General features: G+C 68.6%; 21 protein-coding genes. 4 read left to right on the forward strand and 17 right to left on the reverse strand.

Going from position 1 to position 26466, the window contains the following annotated elements:
• Window positions 1-81 precede the first annotated feature (81 nt).
• Complete coding sequence (locus G370_RS0117135; protein WP_019661694.1) at window positions 82-2202, forward strand: methyl-accepting chemotaxis protein; 2121 nt, start codon at window positions 82-84, stop codon at window positions 2200-2202.
• A gap of 245 nt (window positions 2203-2447) precedes the next feature.
• On the forward strand, window positions 2448-3257 hold the full coding sequence (gene dkgB / locus G370_RS0117140) for a 2,5-didehydrogluconate reductase DkgB (protein WP_019661695.1): 810 nt from the start codon (window positions 2448-2450) through the stop codon (window positions 3255-3257).
• A gap of 73 nt (window positions 3258-3330) precedes the next feature.
• Here the strand turns inward: dkgB and G370_RS0117145 are convergent, their stop codons facing one another.
• A complete protein-coding gene (locus tag G370_RS0117145) occupies window positions 3331-4032 on the reverse strand; it encodes an alpha/beta fold hydrolase (RefSeq protein WP_019661696.1) in 702 nt (233 codons plus the stop codon).
• Between the two features lie 246 nt (window positions 4033-4278).
• On the opposite strand from G370_RS0117145, the gene G370_RS1000000122065 reads away from it, so the two are divergent.
• A complete protein-coding gene (locus tag G370_RS1000000122065) occupies window positions 4279-4365 on the forward strand; it encodes a hypothetical protein (RefSeq protein WP_260832893.1) in 87 nt (28 codons plus the stop codon).
• Between the two features lie 42 nt (window positions 4366-4407).
• Here the strand turns inward: G370_RS1000000122065 and G370_RS0117155 are convergent, their stop codons facing one another.
• On the reverse strand, window positions 4408-7134 hold the full coding sequence (locus G370_RS0117155; protein ID WP_019661697.1) for a bifunctional acetate--CoA ligase family protein/GNAT family N-acetyltransferase: 2727 nt from the start codon (window positions 7132-7134) through the stop codon (window positions 4408-4410).
• Window positions 7135-7263: 129 nt separating this feature from the next.
• Entirely contained in the window at window positions 7264-8634 is a 1371-nt protein-coding gene (gene mgtE, locus G370_RS0117165) for a magnesium transporter (RefSeq protein WP_019661699.1), read from the reverse strand.
• Window positions 8635-8978: 344 nt separating this feature from the next.
• Between mgtE and G370_RS0117170 the strand changes: the two genes are divergently transcribed.
• Window positions 8979-10757, forward strand: a complete 1779-nt coding sequence (locus G370_RS0117170) for a monovalent cation:proton antiporter-2 (CPA2) family protein (RefSeq protein WP_019661700.1) — start codon at window positions 8979-8981, stop codon at window positions 10755-10757.
• Between the two features lie 134 nt (window positions 10758-10891).
• Here the strand turns inward: G370_RS0117170 and G370_RS0117175 are convergent, their stop codons facing one another.
• The 14 genes from G370_RS0117175 to G370_RS0117240 all read right to left on the reverse strand — a co-directional run bounded on the left by G370_RS0117175 (window position 10892) and on the right by G370_RS0117240 (window position 26466).
• Window positions 10892-14230 carry an ankyrin repeat domain-containing protein gene (locus G370_RS0117175; RefSeq protein ID WP_019661701.1) on the reverse strand — a complete coding sequence of 1113 codons (3339 nt, stop codon included), beginning with the start codon at window positions 14228-14230 and terminating at the stop codon, window positions 10892-10894.
• Window positions 14223-14483: a YcgL domain-containing protein gene (locus tag G370_RS0117180; protein WP_014648833.1), complete on the reverse strand. Its 261-nt coding sequence runs from the start codon at window positions 14481-14483 to the stop codon at window positions 14223-14225. The genes G370_RS0117175 and G370_RS0117180 overlap by 8 nt, the downstream gene beginning before the upstream one ends.
• A gap of 160 nt (window positions 14484-14643) precedes the next feature.
• The gene (locus G370_RS0117185; RefSeq protein ID WP_005420284.1) at window positions 14644-15084 is read right to left on the reverse strand and encodes a hypothetical protein; all 441 of its coding nucleotides are present in this window, start codon (window positions 15082-15084) and stop codon (window positions 14644-14646) included.
• 61 nt (window positions 15085-15145) lie between these two features.
• Window positions 15146-16384, reverse strand: a complete 1239-nt coding sequence (locus G370_RS0117190; protein ID WP_019661702.1) for a beta-ketoacyl-ACP synthase — start codon at window positions 16382-16384, stop codon at window positions 15146-15148.
• Window positions 16384-17115, reverse strand: a complete 732-nt coding sequence (locus G370_RS0117195) for a 3-ketoacyl-ACP reductase FabG2 (RefSeq protein ID WP_019661703.1) — start codon at window positions 17113-17115, stop codon at window positions 16384-16386. Before G370_RS0117195 ends, G370_RS0117190 begins: the two co-directional genes overlap by 1 nt.
• Window positions 17112-17567: a hotdog family protein gene (locus G370_RS0117200; protein WP_019661704.1), complete on the reverse strand. Its 456-nt coding sequence runs from the start codon at window positions 17565-17567 to the stop codon at window positions 17112-17114. Before G370_RS0117200 ends, G370_RS0117195 begins: the two co-directional genes overlap by 4 nt.
• Window positions 17564-18748, reverse strand: coding sequence for a beta-ketoacyl-[acyl-carrier-protein] synthase family protein (locus tag G370_RS0117205; protein ID WP_019661705.1), 1185 nt, complete (start codon window positions 18746-18748; stop codon window positions 17564-17566). The genes G370_RS0117200 and G370_RS0117205 overlap by 4 nt, the downstream gene beginning before the upstream one ends.
• Window positions 18745-19302, reverse strand: a complete 558-nt coding sequence (locus G370_RS0117210) for a DUF3261 domain-containing protein (RefSeq protein ID WP_019661706.1) — start codon at window positions 19300-19302, stop codon at window positions 18745-18747. Before G370_RS0117210 ends, G370_RS0117205 begins: the two co-directional genes overlap by 4 nt.
• Window positions 19290-20540: an NAD(P)/FAD-dependent oxidoreductase gene (locus G370_RS0117215; protein WP_019661707.1), complete on the reverse strand. Its 1251-nt coding sequence runs from the start codon at window positions 20538-20540 to the stop codon at window positions 19290-19292. The genes G370_RS0117210 and G370_RS0117215 overlap by 13 nt, the downstream gene beginning before the upstream one ends.
• A 53-nt stretch (window positions 20541-20593) precedes the next feature.
• Window positions 20594-22948 carry an MMPL family transporter gene (locus G370_RS0117220; protein ID WP_019661708.1) on the reverse strand — a complete coding sequence of 785 codons (2355 nt, stop codon included), beginning with the start codon at window positions 22946-22948 and terminating at the stop codon, window positions 20594-20596.
• A complete protein-coding gene (locus tag G370_RS0117225) occupies window positions 22941-23570 on the reverse strand; it encodes a LolA family protein (RefSeq protein WP_019661709.1) in 630 nt (209 codons plus the stop codon). Before G370_RS0117225 ends, G370_RS0117220 begins: the two co-directional genes overlap by 8 nt.
• Entirely contained in the window at window positions 23567-23992 is a 426-nt protein-coding gene (locus G370_RS0117230) for an acyl-CoA thioesterase (protein WP_026347222.1), read from the reverse strand. Before G370_RS0117230 ends, G370_RS0117225 begins: the two co-directional genes overlap by 4 nt.
• Window positions 23985-25535: an HAL/PAL/TAL family ammonia-lyase gene (locus tag G370_RS0117235; protein ID WP_019661711.1), complete on the reverse strand. Its 1551-nt coding sequence runs from the start codon at window positions 25533-25535 to the stop codon at window positions 23985-23987. Before G370_RS0117235 ends, G370_RS0117230 begins: the two co-directional genes overlap by 8 nt.
• Window positions 25525-26466, reverse strand: coding sequence for a lysophospholipid acyltransferase family protein (locus G370_RS0117240; RefSeq protein ID WP_019661712.1), 942 nt, complete (start codon window positions 26464-26466; stop codon window positions 25525-25527). Before G370_RS0117240 ends, G370_RS0117235 begins: the two co-directional genes overlap by 11 nt.

A 26466-nucleotide genomic window follows, 5' to 3' on the forward strand; every position in this document is an offset into this window, starting at 1 on the left:
AACGGTAATGTGATGAGCGTCGCACTTCAGACGCGTGGGGACAGGTCGATACCGCATTGCCCCTTCCCGAGAGTCCCTTCCATGAAAGCGTCTGTCCGTGCTCCGCGCCTGCAGTCCAAGCTGCTCGGCGCGGTTTCCGTTGGTCTGGCCGTGGTCCTGCTGTGCGCATTGGCGGGCCTGGCCTCCGCCTGGTTGAAGCTGTCCACCGAGGTTCCACCCGAAGTCGCGCACAGCCGCGACGCCGAACGCCTGCAGCGCGAGTTCCGCGGCCAGGTGCAGGAATGGAAGAACGTGCTGCTGCGCGGCCACGACGACGCGCTGCGCCAGCGCCATCTGGACGCCTTTGACAGCGAGGGCCGCCTGGTCGAGCAGCTGGCCAGGGGCCTCGTAGCCAGCCCGGACATACGCACGCGCGAACTGGCACAGTCCTTCATCGGCCTGCACACGCAGCTGCAGAAGGACTACCACGCCGCCCTGCAGGCGTTTGCGGAAGCCGGCTACGATCCCGCCGCCGGCGACAATCTGGTGCGTGGCAAGGACCGCCCGGTGGCGACCGCACTGGATGCGCTGAGCACGCATGCCACGCAGGTGGCCGAAGCAACCGTAGCGGCGCGGTCGCAGCAGGCCCGGCAGACCCTGCTGCTGTGCGCGGCGCTGACCGTGCTGGCCGCCGTGTTGCTGCTGATGGGCCTGGCCTGGTGGCTGCGGCGCGCGGTGGTGCAGCCGGTGCTGGCGGTGGAAGCCGCTGCGCGTGCCGTGGCCGCCGGTGATCTGCAGCACGTGGTGCAGGTGCGCAGCCGCGACGAGATCGGTCGCCTCGCGCAGGCGATGCAGGCGGTGCAGTCCACGCTGCGCGGCGTACTGGACGCACAGGCGACGATGGCGCAGGCGCATGATGCCGGCACCATCAGCCATCGCATGGAGGCCAGTGCGTTCCCGGGCGCGTTCGGCACCATGGTGGCCGACTGCAACACGCTGGTTGACGCGCACATCCAGGTGAAGATGCGCGCGATCTCGATCATGGGCCGCTATGCCGTCGGTGACCTCAGCCAGGACATGGAACGCCTGCCCGGCGAAAAGGCCGTGATCACCAACGCATTGGATACGGCCAAGGCCAATCTCGGCATGATCAACGGCGAGATCCGCCGCCTGGCCGAAGCCGCTGCCGCCGGTGACTTCAGCCAGCGCGGCGACAGCGCACGCTTCGAGCATGATTTCCGCGCGATGGTCGACGGCCTGAACCGCCTGATGCAGACCACTGAACTGAACCTCGGCGAGGTTTCCAGCATGCTGCGCGCGATTGCCGATGGCCGTCTCGGCGCGCGCATGCACGGTGATTTCCAGGGCGTGTTCGCGCGTATCGCCGGCGACGCCAACACCACCGCTACGCAGCTGGCAACCATCGTCACCGACATCAAGCACGCCTCCGGCAACATCCACACGGCGGCGGCGGAGATCGCCGCCGGCAACAACGATCTGTCGCGCCGTACCGAACAGCAGGCCGCCAACCTGGAAGAGACGGCGGCATCGATGGAGGAACTGACCTCCACCGTGCGCCAGAACGCCGAGCATGCGCGCCAGGCCAACCAGCTGGCGATCGGCGCGCACACCGTTGCCTCTCACGGCGGCAGCGTGGTCGGCCAGGTGGTGGCAACGATGGGTGCCATCGAAACCTCGTCGCGGCAGATCGCCGAGATCATCAGCGTGATCGACGGCATCGCCTTCCAGACCAACATCCTGGCGCTGAACGCCGCGGTGGAAGCGGCACGCGCCGGCGAGCAGGGCCGCGGCTTCGCGGTGGTTGCCAGCGAAGTGCGCACCCTGGCACAGCGTTCGGCGGCAGCCGCGAAGGAGATCAAGGCGTTGATCGAAGCGTCGGTGGAACAGGTCGGCCACGGTGCACGGCGCGTGCGCGAGGCCGGTGACACCATGGCCGAGATCGTGGCGTCGGTGCAGCGCGTCACTGACATCATGGCCGAGATCTCCGCCGCCTCGCAGGAGCAGAGCGCGGGCATCGAACAGGTCAGCCAGACCGTGATCCAGATGGACGGCACCACCCAGCAGAATGCCGCGTTGGTGGAGGAAGCCAGCGCCGCCGCACGCAGCCTGGAACAGCAGGCGAACCGGTTGATCGACGCGGTGGATGTGTTCGACCTGTCGACCACCGCCGCAGCGAAGGACGCGCTGATGCGCGCGGCCTGATTGATCCGGTTGCCGGCCGGCGGCCGGCACTACCGTGGAGCGCAGACAGGGGGAGTGCCGGCCGCTGGCCGGCAGCTCCCAACGCTGCATGGGTGGCGGCATGAACAGTGCGGACCAACGGTCCGCACCCACCACCACCTGCCGTCGTACACGTCGATGCAATGCACCGTTGCCGGCATGCACACGGCCGCTGGCCTACCCTTTCGTGGATATTCCCGCCTCCCTCCCCCTCTGCTGGAGCCCCCATGACTGCCCCCGCCTTCGGTCTCGGTACCTTCCGCCTGAAAGACCAGACCGTGATCGACTCGGTGCGCAACGCGCTGGATGTCGGCTACCGCGCCATCGATACCGCGCAGATCTACGGCAATGAAGCCGAGGTCGGCCAGGCCATCGCCGATTCCGGCGTGCCGCGCGAAGAGATCTACCTGACCACCAAGGTCTGGATCACCGCGTTCAAGCGGGAAGCGCTGCTGGCCAGCCTGCATACCAGTCTGGAAAAGCTGCGTACCGATCATGTGGACCTGACGCTGATCCACTGGCCGTCGCCGAACGACAAGGTCGACGTGCCGATGGAGGAGTACCTGCCGGCGCTGGCCGAGGCCAAGGCACAGGGCCTGACGAAGGCGATCGGCATCTCCAACTTCACCATCGCCCAGACCCGCAAGGCGATCGAGATCCTTGGCGCCGATGCCATCGCCACCAACCAGATCGAGATCCACCCGTACCTGCAGAACCGCCTGCTGGTGAAGTTCCTGCAGGACAACGGCATCCACGTCACCGCCTACATGAGCCTGGCCTATGGCGAGGTGATCAAGGACCCGGTGATCCAGGCCATTGCCGGCCGCCACCAGGCCGCTCCGGCGCAGATCGCGCTGGCCTGGGCGCTGCAGCAGGGTTACTCGGTCATTCCGTCGTCGACCAAGCGCGAGAACCTGTCGAGCAACCTCGAAGCGGCAGCGATCCGGCTGACCGACGAAGACATGGCGCAGATCGCCAAGCTGGATCGTGGCCATCGCCTGGCGAATCCGGAAGGCATTGCGCCGGCCTGGGATTGAAGAGCGGCCGCCGGGCATGGCCCGGCGCTACCGGATACGCGTGGGTAGCGCCGGGCCATGCCCGGCGGATCCATCAGGCCTGCAACAACCAGCCTCGCATTGCCGCACTGACCTCATCCGGCTTTTCCATCGGTGCCAGGTGCCCGCAGTCCGGCACCACCACCAGCTGCGAGTGCGGCACCAGGGCGTGCATTTCCTCGCTGACCGCGAGTGGCGTAATGCGGTCGTTGGCGCCACATACGATCAGCAGCGGATCGCGGTAGCCAGCCAGCACGTCATGGCCGTCACGGCGTTCCAGCGCACTCTGGCGCAGGAACACGTCCGCGCCCAGGCGGGCGGTCATGTCACGCACACGTTGCACCAGCACGTAATCATCCAGCCGCGAGGCATCGATGTAGCTGCGCATCAGCACATCGCCGAAGCCATGGAACTTTCCGGGCAGGCGCACGCTGGCGCGCTGGCTGCGGCGCTGCTCGGCACGTTCCGGTGAATCGGCGTGGATCGAGGTATCGATCAACGCCAGCTGCAGCACGCGTTCCGGCGCGATGCGCAGGATCTGCTGGGCGACGAAACCGCCCAGCGAGAACCCGGCCAACGCAAAGCGCTCCGGCGCCTGTGCCAGCACGTCCTCGGCCACCGCCTGCAGGGTTTCGCCACGGGTCTGGTCGCCTACCGTGCAATCGGCGATGTCGGCAAGATCAGCCAACTGTGAGCGCCACAGCTCAGCGTCGTTGAGCAGGCCAGGCAGCAGCAGCAGGGGGATACGGTCGGTCATGGGGGTATTGTCGCGCCAGCACGGTGACGGAACCATGCCGCAACAGGGGGCGGATTGTAGCGTCGAGCCACGTTCGACGGCTGCATAGCCAGTGGCGCATGGCTCGACGCTACAGAAGACAGCGGCGGAGCCGCTCTTTGGCGACACCATCACCATCTACACCGCGCTGTGCGGACAGGCCGCGAGTAAACCTGGCGCAGCAGAGACAAGCAAGCACGGCAGCTGGCTGCCAACCCGATCATCGGCATGCGCTACGACGCCATCTATGTGATGACCGGGCTGACCGTGCGGCTGTGCTATGGCACGGCGGTGGCGGTGGAACCGCAGCGGTGAGGTGATCGGCGGGCATGGCCCGGCGCTACCGATGGGCGGCGATCACGCCACCGGCGGGACGTCAGGCACTTCGACCTGCTGCACCGGCAAGGTCACCATCATCACCGTCGGGTCATCCGGGTCCAGCTTCGTCTTGAAGCCCAGGCTCTGGCACATCGCCAGCATGGTGCTGTTCTCGCGCAGCACCTGGCCTTCGACCACGTCCAGGCCCAGCCACTTGGCGTACTCGATCATGATCGCCATCAGCCGCCAGCCGATGCCATGGCCCTTCAGGTCCGAGCGGATCAGGATGCCGTATTCACCGCGGTGGTAATCCGCATCGGCGTGCAGGCGCACCGCGCCAAGCATTTCGCCACTGCGCGGTTCGATCGCCACCAGTGCGATCGAGCGTGCGTAGTCGAGCTGGGTCAGGCGCGCGATGAACTCGTGGCTGAAGTGCTTCACCGACTGGAAAAAGCGCAGGCGCAGGTCCTCGTCGCTGACGCGGGCGAAGAACGCACGGAACAGCGCGTCGTCCTCCGGCCGCACCGGACGCACGAAGGCACGGCCGCCATCGGACAGTTCGATGGTGCGCTCCCACTCCTTCGGGTACGGGAACACCGAGAAGCGCGGATGGCCACGGCCCTTGTGCAGGATGCGCGACGGCGCCACCGCCACGCGTGCGTCGAGGGCGAGGATGCCCTTGCCGTCGACCAGCAACGGATTGATGTCCAGCGTACGCACTTCGGGGATGTCGGCGGCCAGCTGTGCCAGCTTGACCAGCGCCAATGCCAGTGCGCGCTCGTCGGCGGCAGGCACATCGCCATAGGCCTTGAGGATGCGCGAGGCGCGGGTCTGGCCGATCAGCTCGTGGGCCAGGCGCAGGTCCAGCGGCGGCAGCGCCAACGCCTTGTCATTGATGACTTCAACCGCGGTACCGCCACGGCCGACCACGATCACCGGGCCGAACGTCGCGTCATCGGCAATACCGACGATCAACTCGCGCGCCTTCGGGCGAACGATGGTCGGCTGCACCAGCAGACCATCGATGCGCGCATCCGGCCGCAGCTGGCGTGCACGCGACAGGATCGCGTTGGCCGCGCTCTGCACCGCCGGCAGGGTGGACAGGTTCAGGCGCACGCCGTCCACTTCCGACTTGTGCGGAATATCCGGCGAGAGAATCTTCAGCGCGACCGTGGCACCGCGTTCCAGCAGCGGCTGTGCCAGATCCATCGCCTCGTGCGCGTCACGCGCATGCATCACCGGCGCGGAGGGAATGCCGTAGGCCTTGAGCAGTTCATGCGTAGCCAGCGGGTCCAGCCACTGCTGGCCGTTGGCCAGCGCGGCATCGACCAGTGCGCGCGCGGCGGCCGTGTCGACGCTGAAGTCCTGCGGCAGGCTGGGCGGCGTTTCCATCAACGCGTTCTGCGCTTCGCGGTAGCGCACCAGATGCTGGAAGCCACGTACGGCTTCGGCCTCGGTCGGATAGGTCGGCACCCGCGCCGCGTTGAGCGTGGCGGTGGCCTGGTCATCGTTGCCCAGCCACACCGCGAACACCGGCTTGTCGCGGTGATGGCGCGGGCGCAGTCCGAGCGTGCGGGTAAGCGCCTGTGCGGCGTCTGCGGATGAAGTGAATGCGGTCGGCACGTTGACCACCATCACCGCATCATTCTCGTTGTCGGCCAGCAGCGCCTCGATGGCGGCGGCATAGCGATCACCATCGGCGTCGACCACGATGTCGACCGGGTTGCTGCGCGACCAGCCCTGTGGCAATACCGCATCGAGCTTCTGCACCGTGCTGTCGGACAGGGTGGCCAGCGTGCCACGCAGCGCGATCAGCTGGTCCACGGCAAGGCGACCGACGCCGCCACCATTGCTGAGAATGGCCAGGCGACGACCGGGGAAGGTCCCCAACCGGCCCAGCGATTCGGCGGCCGTGAACAGTTCGTCCAGCGCGCCCACGCGCAGCAGGCCGGCGCGGTTGAAGGCGGCACCGTACACATCATCGGCACGGGCCAGGGCCTGCACATGGGTATCGCGGCTGCCCGGCTGCACGCGCTCGGCGCGCCCCGACTTCACCACCACCACCGGCTTGGCGCGGGCGGCGGCACGCGCAGCCGACATGAACTTGCGCGCGTCCTTGATCTGCTCAACGTAGAGCAGGATGGCGCGCGTACGGTAATCGGTGGCGAAGTAGTCGAGCAGGTCACCGAAGTCGACGTCCAGCGTGTCGCCCAGCGAGACCACGGCAGAGAACCCGACCGAGCGCGCCACGCCCCACTCCACCAGTGCGGCGGCGATGGCCGAGGATTCGGAGATCAACGCAAGATCACCGGCCTGCGGGAAGTGCGCGGCGATGCTGGCATTGAGCCGTGCGTGCGGCGCGATCACGCCCAGGCAATGCGGCCCGAGGATGCGCAGGCCATGCTTGCGCGCCACCGCCTCCACCTGTGCAGACAACGAACCGGGGCCTTCGCCCAGGTGCGCGGTGAGGATGATCGCCGCCTGCACGCCACGTTCGGCGGCAGTGCGCACCACCTGCGGCACGATGGCCGCTGGTGCGGTGATCACCGCCAGGTCGGGGACCCAGTCCAGGTCCTTCAGCCGCTTGACCGTGCGGATGCCATCGATCTCGGCATGCCGCGGATTGATCCACGCCACCTTGCCGGGGAAGCCGGTGCCGCGCAGGTTGCGCATCACCGCGCGGCCGGCCGAACGCTCACGCGGACTGCCGCCGATCACCGCGACCGACTGCGGACGGAACACGGACTGCAGGTGGTAGGTACTCATGCGCCTACGGTACACGGACTGGCGCGGCAACGGCATGATCGTGCGCAAGGTCCTGATACCGCACCCACGCATGGCGTGGATCTACCGCCGGGACCAGTAGATCCACGTCATGTGTGGATGACGCTCCCGTTACAACAGCGTGCCGTGCAGGATCATCGCGGCGATGCTGAAATAGATCACCAGGCCGGTCACGTCCACCAGGGTGGCCACGAACGGGGCCGAGGCGCTGGCCGGGTCGAAACCGAGCCGCTTGAGGATGAAGGGCAGCATCGAGCCGGACAGCGAGCCGAACGTGACGATGCCGACCAGCGCGGCACCGATGGTGATCGCCAGCAGTATCCAGTGCTCGCCGTAGTCGTGCAGGCCGCCCAGCTGCCAGATCACGATGCGCACGATGGCCAGGCAGCCGAGGATCGCGCCCAGCACCATGCCGGTGGGCACTTCGCGCAGGGCCACCTTCCACCAGTCGCGCAGGCGCAGCTCGCGCAGCGCCAGGCTGCGGATCAGCAGCGAGGTGGCCTGCGAACCGGAGTTGCCGCCCGAACTCATGATGAGCGGAATGAACAGGGTCAGCACCACCGCGCGCGCCAGTTCGTCCTCATAGTGCTGCATCGCGCTGGCGGTCAGCATCTCGCCCAGGAACAGCACGCTCAGCCAGCCGGCGCGCTTGCGCAGCATCTCCAGGAAGCCGATCTGCATGTAGGGCTTGTCCAGTGCCTCCATGCCGCCGAACTTGTGCGCGTCCTCGGTCGATTCCTCGATCAGCGCGTCGAGCACGTCGTCCACGGTGACGATGCCGAGCATCTGCTGCTGCGCATCGACCACCGGGATCGCCAGCAAGTCGTGGCGACGGATCAGCCGTGCCACTTCTTCCTGGTCCATCAGTGCGTCCACCGTCACCGGTGGATTGACCTGAGCCACGTCCAGGATCGACTCCTCCGGCAGGCCGGTGATCAGGCGGCGCATGGTCACCACCTGCTGCAGCTGCTGGCTGGACGGCTCCAGCACGTAGATCGCGTACACCGTTTCACGGGTGCGCTCGACCTGGCGGATGTGCTGCAGGGTCTGCGCCACGGTCCAGCTGGCGGGTACCGCCACGTACTCGGTGGTCATCAGCGCACCGGCGGTGTTCGGCGGGTAGCTGAGCAGCTTCTGGATGGCCTGGCGGGCGTCGGTGCCCAGCAGCGGGATCAACCGCGCGCGTTCTTCCTCATCCAGCTCATGAACGATGTCGGTGGCGCGGTCGTCGGCCATCAACCCGAGCAGGGCGGCAGCGCGCGCCGGGGGCAGCGCTGCCACCAGCTCGCCACTGCGGTGCAGTTCCGGCGCTTCCAGCATTTTCACTGCACGCGGCAACGGAAGGGCAGCCAGCGTTTCCGCGGCGCGGGTCAGCTCCAGCGTGTTGAGGAATTCCACCGCATCGGCAGTGTTGAAGTTCGCCAGCGGCGCGGCCAGTGCGGCGGCATCGGCCACCGGGCGCAGCAATTGCTTTTGGTTCATCGGGTTTGCCTTGTGGGGGTGCGACCTCGCGCAACGCCAACGCAGGCAAACCGTCCCGATGTCAGGCGGTGGCCATCGCTGGCGTCGAACGAGGTCGACTTCTACTGTCGCTGGACATGGGTTGGGGACTCCGGGATGCGTGTGCCGGCGGACGCGCCGCCAGCGGCGGGCAGTCTGGACCCGTGGACCATGCAGGTCAACCCGGTCCCGCCGCGGCAGCACCCTGCCCGCAGGTTGTTCTCGTGCATGCACAGGCCGGCGCGCATAATGGCGCGGTGGTGTTCGCCACGCTTTTCCCAACCCGAACGGACGCACAGCGGCTCCCCCGATGACCAGGTATTCCCATGCATAGCGGTGGTCTGGAACTGGCGCTGGTGCTGCTGCTGGCGGCGGTCATCGCCGTGCCGGTGTTCAAGAAGTTCGGCTTCGGCGCGGTGCTGGGCTACTTGGCGGCCGGTGTGGTGCTGGGCCCGGACGGGCTGGGCTTCGTGCAGGAGGCCGACCGCATCCTCGGCGCCGCCGAGATCGGCGTGGTGATGCTGCTGTTCGTGATCGGCCTGGAGCTGTCACCGGCACGCCTGAAGGTGATGCGGCGCTCGGTGTTCGGCGCCGGTGCGGCACAGGTGGCGCTGTCCGGGCTGGTGCTGGGCGGCCTGCTGCTGCTCGACCACTTCCAGTGGAAGAGCGCGCTGGTGGTAGGTGTGGCGCTGGCGCTGTCATCCACGGCGGTGGGCCTGCAGCTGCTGTCCGAGCACAAGGCGATCAACAGCGACCATGGCCGGCTCGGGTTCGCCATCCTGCTGTTCCAGGACCTGATCGCGATTCCGCTGCTGGCGGCCATCCCGCTGCTGGGCGGGGTGAAGAACGAGACCCTGCGCTGGGAAGACGCCGCCGTGGCCCTCGGTGCGCTGGCCGTGGTGATCCTGTGCGGGCGACCGGTGCTGCGCAAGGTGTTCAGCATCATCGCCCGCACCCGCAGCCCGGAAGTGTTCACCGCCACCGCACTGCTGGTGGTGCTGGGCACCGCCTGGTTCATGCAGGAAGCCGGCCTCAGCCCCAGCCTCGGCGCGTTCCTGGCCGGCGTGCTGCTGTCCGATTCGGAGTTCCGGCATGAGCTGGAAGCGCAGATCGAGCCGTTCAAGGGCCTGCTGCTGGGCCTGTTCTTCATCGCGGTGGGCATGGGCATCGACCTGGACCGCATTGCCGCCGAACCGTGGATGATCGCGGCTGGCGTCGGCATCCTGCTGGTGGTCAAGTTCAGCCTGCTGTACGCGATCGGCCGCATCGCCCGGCTCAGTCCGCGGCAGTCGCTGCTGCTGGGCAGCGTGTTGTGGCTGGGCGGCGAGTTCGCTTTCGTGGTGTTCAACGAAGCGCAGCGCGCGCACCTGCTCGGCAATGCCAACCACGACCGGCTGGTGGCGATCGTGGGCCTGTCGATGGCGATCACGCCGCTGCTGATGATCGCGCTGCTCAAGCTGCTCGGCCAGGAGAAGGCCGCACCGCGCGAGGCAGCCGAGGCCGACAAGGTGGCGCCGGACAACCGCCCCAAGGTGCTGATCGCCGGCATGGGCCGCTTCGGCCAGGTCATCGCACGCCTGCTGACGGCACAGAAGGTGCCCTTCGTGGCGCTGGAGGCGAACCCGGACACCGTGGCCGACCTGCGCCGTTTCGGCAACCAGCTGTATTACGGCGACCCGACCCGGCCGGAGATGCTGCGTGCGGCGGGCGGCGAGCACATCGATGTGTTCGTGATCACCGTGGACGACCCGGAGACCAACCTGCGCGCGGTGCGCATGGTGCGCCGGCTGTACCCGGACGCGAAGGTGCTGGCGCGTGCGCGCAACCGCCAGCATGCCTGGCGCCTGATGGACATGTCGGCCGAGCCGTTCCGCGAAGTGTTTGGCACCAGCCTGGAGATGAGCGGCCGCGTGCTGACCGCATTGGGCGTGGCGCCGGACGTGGCCGAACGCCATGTGCAGCGCTTCCGCGAGCATGATGAGCAGCTGCTGCGTGACCAGTACCTGGTGTACGACGACGAAGCGGCCGTGATCCAGACCTCGCGCGATGCACGCAACGACCTGATGCATCTTTTCGAGGCCGACGCGGAAAGGGACGGCGAGTAGGTGTGCCGACCAACGGTCGGCACCCACCCGATCAATGGCGGACCCGGTAGTGCCGGCCGCTGGCCGGCAATCCCGTGTTCCCGGAGATGTCATGAGGTAGCCGGCCAGCGGCCGGCACTACCCTTTTCCAGCGATCAGCCGTTGTCGCGCAGGAACCGCGCCATCGACGAAACGCCCGGCACGCGCGGTTCGAACTCACCGGCCACGTCGATGAAGCCGCGCATCACCGCGATCTCGCGCGGACTGCGGTTGAGGCTGTCGCGTGCTTCCGGATCCGCCCCCGCGCGCAGCAGGCGCTGCACCAGCAGCGGCAGGCCATGCAGCGCGGCCAAATGCAACGGGCCGAAGCCGCGCGGATCACGCACGTCCAGGCTCACGTCCTCATCCAGCAGGCGCTCTACCGCCGCCATCACCACCTGCTCGTCGCAGGCGGTACCCGGCTCGGCGCGTGCGCCCAGCAGCAGCAGCAGGGGCGTGACCGAACCGGCGGCGGCCTGGTCCGGCTCGGCGCCCGCCAACAGCAGGGTGTCGAGCAGGGCCAGCAGGCGCGAGCGGTCGCGGGCACTGAAACCGTACAGCGCGGCACAGTGCAGCGGGCCCAGCTGCTGCGCGTCACCGGCGTGCACGTCGGCACCTGCGGTGAGCAGGCGCGCGACGATGTCCGGCAGGCCCAGCGCCGAGGCCAGCATCAGCACGGTCACCCCACCCGGCAGGCGATGTTCCAGCTTGGCGCCGGCGTCGAGCAGGGCCGAGACGATATCCACCTGGCGCATGCTGACCGCCGCCGACAGCGGCGTGGCACCACTGGCCGCGGCGTGCTGCGGATCGGCGCCACGCGCCAGCAGCAGGTCGGTCACCGCCAGATGGCCACCACCGGCGGCGCGCAGCAGCGCGGTGCAGCCCTGCGCATCGACCGCGTCGACGGCGAAGCCCAGATCGATCAGGCGGCGCACGGCGTCTACATCACCGGCCATCGCAGCGGCCGGCAGATCGGCCTCGCGCAGGGTACGGCGCGGCAACGGCCACACCCGCCAGTCCAGCCAGTCGGCCAGGTCACGGCGACCGATCGACAGCGCCACGCCCAACGGCGTCTGGCCGTCGGCGGCGCGGGCTTCCGGCGAGGCACCGTGCTGCACCAGCAGCTTCAGTGCGCCTTCGCGGGCCAACGCGGTGGCCAGGTGCAATGCGGTCATGCCGTGGCTGTCGCGCGCTTCACGATCAACACCGGCCTTGAGCAGGGCCTGCTGCAGGCGCAGCCAGCCCAGGCGCACCGCCAGCGACAGCGGCGGATCGCCGGCCGGCGAGGCGGCGAACGGATCGGCGCCACGTTCCAGCAGTTCCAGTGCCAGCTGTTCCAGGCCACGGGCGGCCTGGTCGTGCTGCGCACACGCTGCGAGGAAGCGTGCCAGGCCACCGCGTCCGGCCGGCGACAGGCCACGCTGCAGCATGACCTGCAGCGCCGGCACCGCGTCGATGCCGCGCGACAACAGCGCGAACATCGGTGTGTCGGAACAGGCGTCACGCACGTAGGGATCGGCACCGTGGGCCAGCAGCCAGTCGACCGCACGCGGCTCCAGCGCCAGCTCCGGATCGAGCAGCAGGCCACCCAGCTCTTCCGGCTGGCACAGCTTGGCCAGCGCGGCCATGCCTTCGGTGTTGCCGAAGCCCAGCGCTTCGCGCAGCAGGGTCAGCGGCGGGCGGTCCGGCAGCAGGCCACTTGCGCCGGCGGCTTCGCCACGCTCGGCCAGTCCATCGCTGACCGCAGCCGGCAATGGATAGGACGGGTCCAGCAGAGCCACGATCGCCCAGCGGCCGGCTTCGGCGGCATAGTCCACCGCACGGCGGCCGACCGGATCGGTGGCATCGGCGGCGATGCCGAGTTCGACCAGGCGCTTGATCAGCAGCGGCGAGACATCCTCGGCCATCGCCGCCAGCTGCACCGCATTACGGCCTTCGCCGTCCACCGCGACCAGGTCCGGCTTGTGCGGCAGCAGATGCTCGATCACGGCGGCGCGACCGGCACGGGCCGCTTCCAGCCACGGCGTACGGCCCAGCGCATCGCGCGCTTCCAGATTGGCGCCGGCAGCCAGCAGCACGCCGATGATCTCGACGTGACCGGCCAGCGCCGCTTCATGCAGCGCGCTGCGACGCTGGCGATCACGCGCGTCGGCCCGCGCCTTGTGCTTGAGCAGCAGCTGCACGCCCGCCGGATCGTCGTCCTCGGTGGCGGCGGCGGCCAGCAGCACCGGGGTGCCATCGGCCGGTTCGCAGCGTGCACCGCGTTCGAGCAGGAAACGGGCCAGGCGCCAGTTGCCGACCTGGCAGGCCACGGCCAGCGGCGACCAGCCCTCGTTGTTCAACGCATCGACTTCGGCGGCGGCATCGCGCAGCAGCGCCGCCACACCCGGGTCGGAACTGCGCGCAGCATGGTGCAGCGGCGTGTTGCCATCGCTGTCGGTGGCACGCGAGTCGGCACCGTTGGCGAGCAGGGTCATCACCGCCTCGGGGCGGCCATGCCAGCTGTCACGGGTGGCGGCCAGCAGCGGGGTCATGCCCCGGTGCGGTGCGTTCACATCGACGCCGCGGGCGATCAGCTCGCGCAGCAGGCGCAGGTCCGGCAGCACCGCTGCCAGCACCGCCAGGCTGCGCTGGTCGCGCCAGTTCGGGTCCGGCAGCGCATACGGATCGGCACCGGCCTGCAGCAGTTGCAGGCCCCGGTCGATGCGGCCATGGCGGGCGGCTTCATACAGCGCCGGGGTCAGCTCCTGCGGCGCCATCGCCTCCAGCGGCGTGGTTTCGACCGCAGCGGAGAACATCGGTTCGCGCTCGTCGCTGGCCGTGGCCAGTGGGCCTGCGCGCAGCGACACCAGCGGTGCCGGCGCCACCCGCTGCAGCAGCAGGTGCAGCACGGGAGACAGCAGCACCACCGCCAGCGCGGCGGGCCAGTGTGCGCTTTCCGGCAGCAGTCCCGGCCAGGCCGGCAGCACCACCAGCGCGGCCAGCGCGATCACCAGCGCGGCCACACCGAGGCCGCGCCAGGCGCCCAGGTCACGCCCCGCCAGCGCCTGCCAGTGCTGGGCCAGGCTGCCGTCGAGGCGTTCGACATCGTTCCACAACGGCCAGGTGCGCCAGGCGGCGAGCAGGCCGGCACTGACAAGCACGCTCAGGCCCAGCACCGCCGCAAGGCTGCCGCTGTCGCGCAGCGCCGCCAGCGGCCAGGCCAGCAACAGCGCCAGCAGCAGCGGCGCGGCCGTCCACAACGCCAGCAGCGCCGGCAGGTCCTGGCGAGCGACCACCTTCAGCGGCAGCAGCGCGCGGCTGCGACGCCACCATGAGATCGCCAGCGCGAACGCTGGCTGCGCCAGTGCGGCCAGGACGGCACCCGGGAAGCCGCCCACGGCGGCGCCCAGCGCCAGCACCGCGCCCGCGGCGAAGGCAATTGACACAAGGCGCGGACGGGAGGCGTCAGTCATAGTGGCGCGGCATCAGGCTGGCCACCGACGGCGGCACCTGCAGGTAGAACCCGCGCTCGCTCATTTCGCTGCGGACCTTTTCCGGGTCAGCCTGCGCCAGGCGGCGCTGGGCATCCAGGGCCACCTCCAGGACGAAGGCGAGCGTCCCCAGCGAGGTGAGCAGCGGCGCGGGCAGCGCGCTGAAATCATCGCGACGGGGAACGTAGACGTAGGTGTCCGGCTTGAGTTGGCTTTTATAGACGTAGGCGTGCATGTCCGCGGGACGATAACCCGGGAAGAGCCATGATTGTGTCGGAAAGCCGACACCGGGGAAAGCCGTCAGCCGACGTTGGCGGCGTGATCGACGGCGTTTCCCCGGCGAGGTTCAGCAATGTGGCGGCGTCGTTCAGCCACGGCTGCCACCACACGGGCGCTTACTTGACCTTGGCGTAGGTGCCCTTCAGCGCGACACCCGCGAGGATGGCACCGGCGTAGCACTCGTAGTTGGTGCTGCTCTTGAACTCGTTCTTCTTGTAATAGCTGACGATGTCGACCACGGCGTTGGCGCCGCGCGACTTGGCACCGTCCTGCAGCGCGCGCAGTGCCGACAACGCAACCCAGCGGCAGGCCTCGGCATCGCTCTTGTTGGCGGCGTTGGTCTTCTTGTTGGTCACGTCTTCGCCCAGGCGCTGCTGCACGCTGACCGGCTGGCCGGCCAGATAGAAGCGCACGCTGCCGTCGATGCCAGCGTCCTTGGCGGCCTGCGAATTGACCAGTTCCTGCAGGGACTGTTCGACACGCGTGTCGCGGGCAGAGGCGGTGGAGGTCAGGGCCAGCAGCGCGGTGGCAGTGGCGATCATGAGAGTGCGGCGCATCGAAACTTCTCCTTGTCAGGGGTGCGGGTGGGTAGCGGAAACAGTGCGGTGGGACGGTGGTTCACTCGCGCCAGCGGCGGAACACCAGCGAGGTGTTGATGCCGCCGAAGGCGAAGTTGTTGCTCATCACGTACTCGGCCTGCAGTTCGCGGCCCTGCCCGGTGATGAAGTCGAGCTGGCCACAGCGCGGATCGACCTCGGCCAGGTTCAGGGTCGGCGCGAACCAGCCGGTGCGCATCATCTCGATGCTCAGCCAGGCCTCGAACGCGCCACAGGCACCCAGCATGTGGCCGACGTAGCTCTTCAGCGAGCTGATCGGCACGCGGCTGCCGAACACCTGTGCGGTGGCCTGGGTCTCGGCGATGTCGCCGTGGTCGGTGGCGGTGCCATGGGCGTTGACGTAGTCGATCTGCGCCGGGTCCAGGCCGGCGTCCTCCAATGCCAGGCGCATGGCCTGGGCCATGGTGTCGGCACTGGGCTGGGTGACGTGCTGGCCATCGCTGTTGGTGCCGTAGCCGACCACCTCGGCCAGGATGGTGGCGCCGCGCGCCTGCGCGTGTTCCAGGTCCTCCAGGATCAGCGTGCAGGCGCCCTCGCCCAGCACCAGGCCATCGCGGCCGGCATCGAATGGGCGTGGCGTGGTCTGCGGCGCGTCGTTGCGCACGCTGGTGGCGAACAGCGTGTCGAACACCGCCGCAGCGGTGGCATCGAGCTGCTCGGCACCGCCGGCCACCATCACCGTCTGCTTGCCGCTGCGGATGGCTTCATAGGCCGCACCCACGCCCTGGCTGCCCGAGGTACAGGCACTGGACGTGGTGTACACGCGCCCGGACAGGCCGAAGAACACGCCGATGTTGACCGGCGCGGTGTGGCTCATCATCTTCAGGTAGGTGGTGGCACTGATGCCATCGGTGGTGAACTCGTTGAGCATGCGCCCGAATTCACCGGTGGCCTCATGGCTGCCCGACGAGGAACCATAGGCCACGCCGGTACGGCCGCTGCGCAGCACCGGATGCTCGTGCAGGCCTGCCTCGCGCAGCGCCACCTCGGTGGCGCGCACCGACATGATCGCGACCTTGCCCATCGAGCGGGTGGTCTTGCGGTTGTAGTTGGGCGGCAGCGCGAAATCCTGCGCCGGCGCCGCCAGCTTGGTGTTCAGCCCGGCATACACATCCCACTCGGGCATCGCACGCACCGCATTGCGGCAGCTGCGCAGGTGTGCCTCGATGGTCGGCCAATCGTGGCCGAGCGGACTGATGGCGGCGGCACCGGTGACCACCACGCGACGATTGGCGGCCATCAGAGGATGCCTCCGTTCACCGAGATCACCTGGCGGGTGATGTAGCCGGCCGGCTCGGACAGCAGGAACGCCACCGTGGCCGCCACTTCGTCGGGACGGCCGACGCGGCCGGCGGGAATCAGCTTGAGCGCGTGTTCAACCACTTCATCGTTGAGCATTTCGGTTTCGATCAGGCCCGGAGCCACGCAGTTGACGGTGATCTGGCGGCTGGCCAGTTCCAGCGCCAGCGCCTTGGTGGCACCGATGATGCCGGCCTTGGCAGCACTGTAGTTGACCTGGCCGCGGTTGCCGGCCAACCCGGATACCGACGACAGGGTGACGATGCGGCCCGGCCTGCGCCGCCGTACCATCGGCATGATCAGCGGATGCAGCACGTTGTAGAAGCCATCCAGGTTGGTGTGGATGACCTGGTCCCAATCGTCCTCCGACAGCGCCGGGAAGGCGCCGTCACGGGCGATGCCGGCATTGCAGACCACGCCGTAATACGCGCCATGTGCCTCGACATCGGCTTCCAGCGCGGCCCTCGCGGCCTCGCGGTCGGCCACGTCGAACACCAGCACGCGGGCCTGCTGGCCCAGTGCCTGGATCTCAGCCTCCACGGCCTGTGCCTCTTCCAGGCGGCTGCGGCAATGCACCACCACGTCGAAGCCATCGCGCGCGATGCGCAGCGCAATGGCCCGGCCGATGCCCCGGCTGGCGCCGGTCACCAGCACGCTTCGATTCCCTGTCATGCCTGTCCACTCTCCAGATAGGCCATCGCGTCGGCCGGTTCGTACACCGACACGTTGGCTGTCGCCCATTCGTCCTCACCTGCCAGGATGCGGCAGGCGAACATCCCCAATCCATTGTCACCCAACAGCTCGCAGCGCGCCTGTACGCGCAGTCGCGAACCGCTGGGGAAGCTGCTGCGCGCGCTGCTGTAGCGGCGGCTGCCGAGCAGGAAGCCCAGCTGCGGCGGCTTGCCGGCCGCACGCGCGCGGCAGCCGGCCCAGGCCGCAATGGCCTGCGCCATGTATTCGATGCCGACCCACGCCGGCACTTCGCCGTTCTCCACGAACAGGCCGGCCTCGGGCACCACCAGTTCGGCCTCGAGGGTGTCCTGGTCCCAATGCGTGATGCGCTGCAGCAGGCACATGTCCTGGCGGTGCGGCACCACCTCTTCGATTGCATACAGCGTGTTCATCGACGCTCCAGTGCCAGCACGGCGTTGCTGCCGCCGAAAGCGAACGAATTGCTCAGCACCCGTCGCGGCGGCTGCGCCAGGCGCATGCCCGGTGCGACCAGCGGCAGCACCGGCAGTGCCGGGTCGGCCACGCCGTCCCACCAGTGCGGCGGCAGCAGCTGCTGCCGGTTCTCGGCCAGCACGATCCAGCACAGCGCCGCCTCGATGGCGCCCGAGGCACCCAGCGTGTGGCCGGTCAACGGCTTGGTCGAACTGGCCGGCACGCTGTTGCCCAGCACCTGCGAGACCGCCAGGCTTTCCATCGCATCGTTGTGGCCGGTGGCGGTGCCATGCAGGTTCACGTAATCCACTTCGCCGGCGGCCCAGCCAGCACGCTGCAGCGCCTGCTGCAGGGCGTCGATGGCGCCCAGGCCCTGCGGGTCAGGCGCGGACATGTGGTGGGCATCGGCCGACTCGCCCCACCCCGCCAGGCATACCGGGCCGGGTTCGCGGGTGAGCAGGAACAGCGCGGCACCCTCGCCGATGTTGATACCAGTACGATGCTGCGAGAACGGATTGCAGCGTTGGGCCGAGACCGATTCCAGCGCGCTGAAGCCAGCCACGGTGAAGCGGCACAGGGAGTCCGCGCCGCCTGCGATCACGGCGTCGACGATGCCGGCGCGCAGCATGCGCGCGGCCGACATCAATGCCTTGGCGCTGGACGAACACGCCGTGGACAGGGTCCACGCCGGTCCCAGCGCGCCACTGCGCTGGCGCACGAACTGCGCGGCGGTACCCATTTCCTGCTGGGCGTAATCGAACCCTGGCGGCCACTGGCCCTGCTCGGCATGGGTGCGCAAGGCCTGCTCGGATTCACCGATGCCCGAGGTGCTGGTGCCCAACACCACCGCTACGCGCTCGGCGCCATGGCGGGCAATGGCTGCGCTCACCGCCGGAGCGATCTGCGCCAGTGCCACGTCCAGCAGGGCGTTGTTGCGCCCACGCAGGGCCACCGGCAGGTCTTCCAGCGCCGGCAGCGGCGTGCGTACTTCTCCCAGCGCCAGGGTGCGCCCCGGCATCAGGCTGTCGTTGGTGCTGAGCCCGCCCGGTACATCGGCGAACAGCGCCGACGCCACTGTGGCACGGTCCTCGCCAAGCGCGCAGACCATGCCCAGGTCGTTCAGGTAGATCGGTGCACTCATCGGTCCTGCCCGGCCATGTCGATTGATTCGATGCGCAGCGCATAGCCTTCGGCGCGGTTGTCCAGCTGCATGCTGCCATCGTCCAGGCGCTGCAGCAGCAGCCACACCGTGCCGTCGCGCGACAAGCTGCGCTGGTGGCCGTCGTCGATGACCTCCCAGCCGGCCGGCAGCGCTGCGGCGATGGCCGCGGTCGGCCACAGCGCGAACTGCAGGTCATCCAGCACACGCTCGGCACGCACCTGCGGCGGCAACCACGGCGCACGCTGCTGGGTCAGCTGCTGGCCGTCCCACTGCAGGCGCACGCCGGTCTGGCCCATCGCCTGCACCGCCAGCTGCACCCGCTGTGCATCGGCTTCCAGCAGCGCATCGAGGTCGCGCTCATGGCTGCCGAAACGGAAGTGCAGCTGCTGCTGCAGCGCCAGCGGCGCCGGCAGGCTGGCCGGCGACAGGCGCAGCGGCGGCAGTTCCACCTGTGGCTTGGGCATGCGCCCGGCACAGGCGGCCAGCAGCAGGCACAGCAGCAGGGCCGCAGTACGGAAGATCAGGCGCTGCACAGTTCCTCCAGCACGCGCATGCGGCGGCCGCTTTCGTCGGCCACATACGGGTTGTTGGTGTCCCAGGCGTAGCCGGCCAGGATGGAGCTGATCATGTCGCGCACTTCGGGCTGCTGTTGCGGGTGGTAGATGATCTTCTGGAAGCCGCCTTCGTACCAGCTTTCGACGAAGCGGCGGAAGGTCTTCACGCCGGCGCGCAGCGGGATCGAGAATTCAGCTTCCCAGTCGACGGTTTCACCGGCATAGCGGCGCGCCAGGCATTCGCTGGCCAGCTGCGCGGACTTGAAGGCAATGGTCACGCCCGAGGAGAACACCGGGTCGAGGAACTCGCCGGCGTTGCCCAGCAGGGCATAGCCGGGCCCCCACAGCGAGCTGACGTTGGCCGAGTAGCCGGTGATGCGGCGCACCGGCAGCACCGCCCATTCGGCGTTGGCCAGTAGGCGGGTCAGGTTGGGGTCCTCGCCGACGATGGCCTGCAGCTTCTGCAGGTCGTCGCCCTCGTAGCGCTCGAAGAACGACGGCTCGGCGACCACGCCCAGCGAACAGCAGCCGTTGGAGAACGGGATCGTCCAGTACCAGACGTCGATGTGCTCGGGATGGGTGGTGATCAGGATCTTGTTGCGGTCGAAGTCCGCTTCGGCCGGAATGTTGTCGCGCACGTGGCAGAAGATCGCGCCGCGCACCGGGAAGTTGGACGGCGACTCCAGCTGCAGCAGCCGCGGCAGCAGGCGCGCGAAGCCGGAGGCATCGAGGATGAAATCGGCCTCGATGCGGTATTCACTGCCGTCCGGGCGGCGCACCGTCACCGCCGGTTGCTCGCCCGGCTCGACAGCAAGCACTTCGTCGCCGAAGCGCAGCGTGGTGCCCATGCGCTCGGCACCGCGTGCCAGCACGTTGTCGAAGTCGGCGCGCTGCACCTGGTAGGTGGTGCCCCAACCCGGCGAGAACTTCTTCCTGAAGTCGAATGCCGTGCGCGCTTCGCCGTGCACGAAGGCGGCACCGTTCTTGTACTGGAAGCCCGCCTCGACCACATCCTGCAGCAGGCCGGCCGCCTCGATGTACTCCATGCTCTGCGGCAGCAGGCTTTCGCCGATGGAGAAGCGTGGAAACTGCTGGCGTTCCAGCATCAGCACCTGGCGGCCCTGCTGGCGCAGCATCGCCGCAGCCACCGAACCGGCCGGGCCCGCGCCGATGATCAGGATTTCAGTACGTTCGACAGCATCCACAGCAGTGTTCATCGGTGCGTCCTTGTTGCTCGATCAAGTGGAAAGAAGGAAGTCGGAAAACAGGCTCAGGCCGGCGGCAGATCGTGCGGCGGCGGACGGAACAGCGGCGAGATCAGCCAGACCAGGCCGATGCCGAACAGCAGGGTCAGGCCGAACGCGCGCAACGCCGGGGTCTGCGACAGGCCCAGCAGGCCGAACGACAGCCAGGTGCTGGCCGCGCCCACGCACACCGCCAGCCAGGCGCTGGCATCGCCGCGGTGCTCGATCAGGAAAATGCCGTAGTCGATGCCCATGCCCAGCAGCAGCATCAGTGCCAGCACGTTGAACAGCTGCAGCGGCTGGCCGAACAGGCCCAGCAGGCCCAGGGTCAATGCGCCGGCAATCAGGGTCGGGGCAAACACGCGCCAGGCCTGGCGGCGGTAGCGCAACCACAGCGCACCGAACACCAGTGCAATGCCGACCAGCAGCAGCCCGCCCATCAGCTTGCGGTAGTGGCCCAGCAGCTGCGAGAAGTCGGCGGTGCGGTCCACCCAGCGCACGCCGGGCAGGCCTTCGGCCGCCCCGCGCAGGGTCGCCAGCGCATCGGCGCGCGACAGGTCATCGACCATCACCACGCTGATCATCTGCCCACCGACTTCACCCACCCACAGGTGACGGAACGGCTGCGAGGCCGGCGAGGCCAGGAACGCCTCCGCGGTCAGCGGCGTGGTGGCGAAGTCGGGGCGCGGCAAGGGTTCTCCGACCGCATCGGACACGGCCTGCAGCACGCCAGGTTCCACCTTCGCGGTCAGCGCGGCGTCGGCCTGCTGGCGTGCCGGCGACGGCAGCCAGTCACTGATCGCGCGGTAACCGCCGATGCGCTTGTCGTTGGCCAGCACACGCAGGCGTTCGGTCAGTGCTTCTTCGCGCTGCAGCAGCTGTGCAGCGTCACTGCCCTGCACCAGATAGAACTGCGCCGGGCTGGGCATGCCCAGCAGCTGGCTCAGGCGGATCTGCTGCGCCATCAACGCTGGCGGTGACGACTGCAGGCTGCGCAGGTCGTCGTTGCTGTGAAGGCGTGCGATGCCGATTGCAGACAGTGCCAGCGTGATCACCACGAACATCGTCACCGCGCGACGGCCATGCAGGCGCGGGAAACGTTCCAGCGTATTGCCCAGCCACTGCGAGAACCGGGTCTGGCGGATCTCGCCGCCATCGAGCCACGGGAACCAGAAGATCACCGTGAGGAAAGCAGCCGCCAGGCCGACCACCGAGAACAGCGCCATCTGGCGCAGGCCCGGGAACGGGGCCAGGCCCAGTGCCAGGTAGGCCAGCGCGCTGGTCAGCAGGGCCAGCCACAGGCCGGGCAGCAGGTGCCGCAGCAGCTTCCAGCGACGATCGGCCGGCTCGGCCTGGCGCGAGGCGAACCAGTGGATGCCGTAATCCTCGGCCACACCCACCAGCGATGCACCGAACACCAGGGTCAGCACGTGCACCTTGCCAAACACCAGCACGGTCACCGCCAGCGCCACGCCACAGCCGATCAGCAATGACGCGGCGACCAGCAGGATCGGGCGCAGCGAACGGAACGCCAGCCACACCAGCAGCAGCACCGCGGCCAGCGAGCCCCAGCCGATCGTGTTGATCTCACGGTTGGCCTGCACTGCGGCTGCCTCGGCATGCAGCGGCACGCCGGCGTGCAGGATCTCCAGCTCCGGTGCTACGGCCTTGGCCGCCTTTCCGGCGCGTTCCAGCAGGCCATCGAGATGGCGTTCGCCGTCAAGCTGGAATGCCGAACCAGGTGTATCGAACTGCAGCACGGCCCAATGCCTGCCCTCGGCTTCGAGCAGGCCGTCATCGCCCAGCCGCAACCCCGAGCCCTGCGCCTGCTGCTGCCACCATTGCGGCCACAGCGACAGCGGGTCCTGGCGCCAATCGGTCAGGCGTGGGGCGCCCATCGGACCGTACAGCGCAGCCAACGCCTGCTCCGCCAGCGCCCCCGGCTCGCTGCCCTTCAACTGCTCGCGCTGGGCCGGCGTCAGCAGCCGGTCACGGTACGGCGCATAGAACGCGCGCGCCTCATCGAACCAGCCCTCGATGGAACCACTGGGCACCAGCAACGCGTGATCGGCGTCCTTGGCCATGGCCGCAGCGAACGCGGACTGCGCGCGCTTGGCGACGGCACCGTCCTGGCTGCCGAGCAGTACCACCACCTGCCGCGAACTGCCATCGGCGATGCGCCGGGTGACATCGCTCAACAGGCGGTCATGTGCATCCTGCGGCAGCAGGGCGAGGATGTCGGTGTCGATCCGCGATTGCTGGCTCCACAGCTGCCACTGCTGTGCGCCCAGCGCCAGCAGCAACACCAGCCAGGCGATGCCCAGCCAGTGCCACCAGCGCCGCAGGCGGTCCGGTGCGTTCGATGCCACAGCCTCACTCAAAACGGCGGGCCTCGTCGGCGCTGAGCGTAGCCGGGGCCTCGCTCAACGCGCTGAACTGGATCTGCGTGCGGTCCTTGTTGGCCTCGACGATCTCGACCTGGCGCACGTAGCGGTCGCCCTGCAGGGTCAGCGACTCGAAGGCCTTGGCCAGCATCGCCGACTTCGGCGTCAGCCGCAGCCGCCAGCCCTGCCCTTCACGGCTGGCCGCCACGTTGAACTGGCCGGACAGCGCCTGCACGTCGCCACTCATCAGCGCGAACATGATCGCGTTCACCGAACGCATCGCCGGCTGTTGCCGTGCATCGAGCTCGACACGGGTGCTGCCATCGCGCTGGCGGCTGAGGATGCGGTCGGCGGTGACCACCACTTCGGAGGGGAACGGCTTGAGCGTGGTCCAGATCACGCCATGCTGGCGCGCGACCACGAACTGGCCCTGCGAGCGCAGCGGGTTCCTGAAGCCGCTGACCTGCTTTTCCTGGCTGAACTGGCCACGCAGCACGTCCGGCCGCGCCACCGCCTGGGTGATCGCATCAATGGCGGGGTCGGCCGCCTGCACCTGCGGTGCGGCAACGAAGATCAGCGCGCACAGCAGCGCGCTGGAAAGACGGACAAGGGTGTTCACGGTGCAGGCACTCCCAGGCGTTCCCACAGTACCGGCGGGCACTGGTACAGCATTTCCTTGCTGGCCGCGTCCACCGCGACCTGGATGGTCATCGCGCGGGTCAGCACCTGGCCGCTTTCCGCATCGAGGATTTCATACTCGATCTTCAGCCGGTTCTCCCATTCCACGATGCGCGCGACCACGCGCAGGGCCTGGTTGAACAGCAGCGGCCGCACGTACTTCACCCGCGCATCGACCACCGGCCACAGGTAGCCCGATTCGAGCATCTGTGGATAGTCGTAGCCGTAGCGCCCGAGCAGCGCGCAGCGCGCGATCTCGAAGTACTTGAAGTAGTTGCCATGCCAGACCACGTTCATCGGATCGCAGTCATGGAAGGCAGGGGTCAACGCGATTTCGCCAACCCGTTCGATGGCCTCATTCACCGGCGTACAGCTCCCAACGTTGCGCGCGGATCTCCACCAGCAGTTCCCGCAGTTCGCGATCCAGCGCGCGGTCTTCTTCGACCAGGGCGATGCGCTGCCCCAGGTCGGCGTACATGTCGGCCAGACTGCCATGCAGCTGCGCATTCAGGCCAACCCGTTCGCGCAGCGCCAGGCCCTGGCGGGCAGCGATCAGCATCGCGGCCACCACCTGCTCGGTCAGCTCGATCACGCGCAGGCAGTCGCGCGCGGCAATGGTGCCCATGCTGACCTTGTCCTGGTTGTGGCACTCGGTGGAGCGCGAGAACACGCTGGCCGGCATGGTCTGCTTCAGCGCTTCGGCGGTCCAGGCCGAAACGCTGATCTGCAGCGCCTTCAGGCCATGGTTGATGGCCGCGCGCGGGCCGGTGGCCGCCGACAGGTTGGCCGGAAGGCCATGGTTGTAGCGGGCATCGACCACCAGCGCCAGCTGCCGGTCGAGCAGATCGGCAACGTTGGCCACGGTGTTCTTCAGGGTGTCCATCGCCAGCGCGATGTGGCCGCCGTAGAAGTGGCCGCCGTGCAGGATCCGCTCGCCATCGGCATCGATCAGCGGGTTGTCGTTGGCGCTGTTCAGCTCGGTTTCGATCAGCTGGCGCAGGAACGGCAGGCTGTCTTCCAGCACGCCGATGACGTGCGGCGCGCAGCGCAATGAGTAACGGTCCTGCAGGCGCCGTTCATTGCGCGGCGGGCGTTCGCTGTGCAGGTCGCTGCGCAGGCGCGCGGCGATGCGGCCCTGGCCCGGGTGCGGCTTGGCCGCGAACAGGGTTTCGTCGAAGTGGTGCGCGTTGCCGTCGCTGGCCAGCACGTTGAACGCGGTCAGGCGCGTGGCCATGCGGGCCAGGTAATCGGCGCGCTGCCAGGCCAGGCAGGCCAGGCCGGTCATCACCGCTGTGCCGTTCATGATCGCCAGGCCTTCCTTCGGCCGCAGTTTCAGCGGGGTCATGCCGATCTTCGCCAGCACCTCGGCCGCCGGCTGCACGCGGCGCTCGTGCAGCACCTCGCGTTCGCCGCACAGCACTGCCGCCACGTACGACAGCGGGGTCAGGTCGCCACTGGCACCGACCGAGCCTTCGGCCGGAATCATCGGCAGCACGTCGTGCTGCAGCAGCGTGGCCAGGCCTTCCAGCAGCGGCAGGCTGACACCGGACATGCCGCGCACCAGCGACGCCAGGCGCGCGGCCAGCACCGCACGGGTCTCGACCGGGTCCAGGTAACGGCCCAGGCCGCAGCCATGGTAGGTGTACAGGTGGTGCGGCAGTTCAGCCACCAGTGCCGGCGGGATGTTCACCGTGCACGAGTCGCCATAGCCGGTGGTTACACCGTAGATCACGCCGTCCTCGCGCAGCAGGCGGTCGAGGAAGTCGGCGCCGCGCTGGATGTGCGCGCGGAATGCCGGCGCGTCGCTCAGTGCGGCCTCACACTGGCGCTGGGCCAGGGCAACCACGTCTTCGATGGTCAACGGTGCATCGCCAAAGCGGCACACGGGTACGGCGTCAGTCGTCATGCGGAGCCTGATCCCAGAAGGGGAAGAAATTGAACCAGTCCAACGGGGACTGGATGACCTGCAGTTCCAGCCAGCGCGCGAAGCGCTGTGCCTGTTCGGCCAGCGCGGCGTCGCGCGAGCCACGCGGCAGCACGATGCGTTCGGCGAACTGTTCGAATGCCACCCGATAGCCGTCGCCCTGGTGCAGGCAGGCCATGGTGTAGACCGGGCAGCCCAGCGCGGCGGCGAGCACATAGGCGCCGATCGGGAACGGCGCGCGGTGGCCCAGGAAATCGGCGGTGACGCTGCGGCCACCCTGTACCGGCGTGCGGTCGCCGACGATGGCAACGAAGCCCCCCGCCGCAACGCGCTCGGCCAGCATCACCGCCGTGGCCGGCCCCATTTCGGTCACCTGCACCAGTTCCACCGCCGCCAGCGGGTCCAGCCGCTGCAGCAGACGGTTGAAGCGCTGCGCGTGTGCGGTATGCACCAGCACGGTGATGCGGAATCCCGGCACCTGCTCGGCCAGCACCTGGCACAGCTCCAGGCAGCCGATGTGCGCGGTGAGGATCAGCCCGCCCTCGCGGCGCGCGATCTTCTGCAGCACCAGGTCGCGGTGCAGGTGGATGCGTTCGGCCGGGTAGCGCCCGCCCAGGCCGAGGATCTTGTCCAGCATCGTGTCGGCGAAGGTAAAGAAGTGGCGCAGGCTGTCACGCCGTTTCGGCGCGCGGCCGAGCACGCCGCTGTGCGCCTGCAGCCGCTGCAGGTACTGCATCGAGGCCTGTCGCCCCACACGGTTGCCCAGCCAATGGCAGGCCACCACCGGCCACACGCACAGGCGGAACGGCCAGCGCCCGAACCAGCGGTGCACCCAGCACAGGAACAGCACGCCGGCCACAGAGGTGGATTCGCCGATGTCGGCCCAGTGTGGAGCGCCCTGCGCGGCCGTCAT

This window comes from Stenotrophomonas hibiscicola ATCC 19867 (assembly GCF_000382065.1).
In the GTDB taxonomy this organism is placed as follows: Bacteria; Pseudomonadota; Gammaproteobacteria; order Xanthomonadales; family Xanthomonadaceae; genus Stenotrophomonas; species Stenotrophomonas hibiscicola.